Source organism: Nocardia sp. NPDC004722 (assembly GCF_053601505.1).
On the sequence record NZ_JBSGBY010000885.1, the window covers coordinates 1 to 2,547 of the forward strand.

At 69.7% G+C, this 2,547-nt stretch carries 2 protein-coding genes and 1 pseudogene; 1 reads left to right on the forward strand and 2 read right to left on the reverse strand.

What is annotated here, in order from left to right; translation table 11 throughout:
• Positions 1-207: 207 nt before the first annotated feature.
• Entirely contained in the window at positions 208-972 is a 765-nt protein-coding gene (locus ACWELQ_RS43500) for a hypothetical protein (protein ID WP_452402819.1), read from the reverse strand.
• Positions 973-1,185: 213 nt separating this feature from the next.
• On the opposite strand from ACWELQ_RS43500, the gene ACWELQ_RS43505 reads away from it, so the two are divergent.
• Positions 1,186-1,671 carry an NUDIX domain-containing protein gene (locus ACWELQ_RS43505; RefSeq protein WP_452402820.1) on the forward strand — a complete coding sequence of 162 codons (486 nt, stop codon included), beginning with the start codon at positions 1,186-1,188 and terminating at the stop codon, positions 1,669-1,671.
• 24 nt (positions 1,672-1,695) lie between these two features.
• On the opposite strand, the pseudogene ACWELQ_RS43510 reads toward ACWELQ_RS43505, so the two are convergent.
• Positions 1,696-2,547 (reverse strand): annotated as a pseudogene (locus ACWELQ_RS43510) (polynucleotide kinase-phosphatase); the annotation flags it as partial.

Below are 2,547 nucleotides of genomic sequence, written 5' to 3' on the forward strand. Positions count from 1 at the left end.
AAGTCGGTACGACCCAGGTACGTGATCGAACCATCCGCGTTCCAGCGCACCAAGTCACCGGTGCGATACATCCGCTCACCGAACCCGAGCGGATTAGATCGCCGAACGCGCCACCGAACTCGACGGGGTGGTGGAGGTCGGGCTGGGTCTGGACGGGCGCGGCACCACGGTCATCTGGCGCGTACCGATCCCACCGGCCTGACGGGCTCAGCTGCCCGGCTGGGTCGCGGGCTGCGGTGTGGCCGCCTGCGGGGCCGGGGTCGTGGTCTTCTTGTCCGACCAGTGGGTGGTGCCGTCGGGGGCTTGCCAGGTGTTGAGCAGGTCGATGCCCGAGGCGATCAGGACGGGGCTGCCGACAGCGATGGTGCCGATGATGCCGCCGATGGTCGCGCCGGTGGCGAAGCCGGGCAGGCAGCCCGCGGCCAGGGTGGCGATACAGCCGATGGTCGCGCCGATGGCGGTGCCGACGAAGGTGCCGATGGTGGTGGCCAGCCCGAACTGCTGGGCGAAACTACCCAGTGCGCGGTCGTTCTCCGCCTGGGAGGCAACGGGTTTCACGGCCAGCGGCTGAGTGAGCGACAGGCCCGACGGCTTGTCCGGGGTGAGCGCCAGGATGGTGTTGTTCTCCTGCAGCTCCGGCTTGACCGGAATATCGATGGGGCCGAGGTGGAATTGCAGCGGCAGGGTGAGCAGGACCTTGCCGTCGCCGTCCTTCACGTTCACCACGTCCACAGGCTGGGCCGGATCGCCGTCGGGCTGGGCGGGCTGCCGTGTCAGTTCGAAGGTGCCGCCGCGCAGCGTGGTGACGATGGATTTGTCCACCATCTTGGTCGAGTAGGTGAGGTGCGGCGCGTCCGGAGAGGTGACGGCGGGCTGGGCGTTCGCCGGAGCCGCGCCCGGCCATAGGGTGGCCGGGGTGATGAGTGCGCCGATCACCAGGGTGGCAGCCGCGGAGGCGGTGCGGAACTCCATGCGCTATCCAATCCATCATCAGGTGTGGTGCTGGTCCAAAGCCTGGAGCGTAATGGAAGGTACAGGTGCCGAATAGGTTTCGGCAGCAAGATGTCCGACGGGAACTATTCATCCGTTATCGGGCGATTATCCTGGACGTCCGGATTGCCACGGTGTCGCCGACACTAGCGCCCGGGGTGCGTGCGCGCCCGCCGATTCGGCAAACTCCTTCCCATGAGTCTCAGATTCAGCGCCGGAGTCCTGCTCTTCCGCCGGACCGACCGCGTCGAAGTGCTCCTCGGACATATGGGCGGCCCGCTGTGGGCCAAGAAGGACGCCTCCGCCTGGTCCATCCCCAAGGGCGAATACGATCCCGCCGACGAGGAGGCCCCCGCCGCCGCCCGCCGCGAATTCGGCGAGGAACTCGGCCTGCCCGTCCCCGAGGGGGAGTGGATCCCCCTCGGCGACGTCGAATACGGCAGCGGCCGCGGCAAGAAACAACTCACCGTCTGGGCGGTCGAAGCCGACCTCGACCCGGCCCAGATCGTCCCCGGCACCTTCGAAATGGAATGGCCGCCCCGCTCCGGCCGCCTGGCCGAATTCCCGGAAATCGACCGTGCCGAGTGGTTCGACCTGGAGACCGCGGAGGAGAAACTCGGCAAGGGCCAGCGCCCCTACCTGGCTCGCCTCCGCGACCACCTGGCCATCACCCCGGCCTGAAACGTTCGTGCCGCGACGTCCACCTCACAGTCGGGGGTCGACCGGCTCCGTCTCCAGCGCCAGGATGGCAAAGACTGCTTCGTGGACTCGCCACAGCGGTTCGCGAGTCACGAAGCGGTCCAGGGCCTCCAGGCCCAGGGCGTATTCGCGCAACGCCATCGAACGTTTGCCGCCGAGGTTGCGGGAACGCAACCGCTGCAGCTGGTCGGGGCGCAGGTACTCCGGGCCGTAGATGATCCGGAGGTATTCCGGGCCACGGCATTTCACGCCTGGCTGGACCGGGCGGCCGCTGCGGGTGCCGCTGCCTGTCACCAGGGAGCCCAGCGGCTTGACCACCATGCCCTCGCCGCCTGCCGCGGTGAGGGCGGTCCACCAGGCCGTCGCCTCGGCCTCGGCCTCCGGGGAGGCGAGGTCGACCACGCGGCGGTCGGTGGCGGTGAAGAACTCCGGGTCGGCGGTGACCAGGCGGTCGATCTGGGCCAGGTGCCAGTTGTGGTCGCGCCCGGCGAGATTCGCTCCGGAGGCGGCCAGCAGCTGGAAGGGGGCCAGGCGTACGCCGTCGAGACCGTCGGTGGGCCAGCAGTAGTGGCCGTAGGCGGTGGTGAAGGCGTCGGCGTCCGCGCGGCGCGCCTGCGTGCGCGTCGCGAGATCGCCTACGTCCAAACCCCTTTCGGCCGCGACGGCCAGGACGTCGGTGGCGGCCGCGAGCGAGGCGCGCGCCGCCGTGCCGACCGCCGCGTACTGGCTGCGCAGCAGGCCCATCGCCTTGGCCGACCACGGCAGCAGCTCGGTGTCCAGCAGCAGCCAGTCGGTGCCGAGTTCCTCGAACAGCCCGGCGGTTTCGGCCGCCGCGCGCACCCGGGCCAGCAGGGCCTC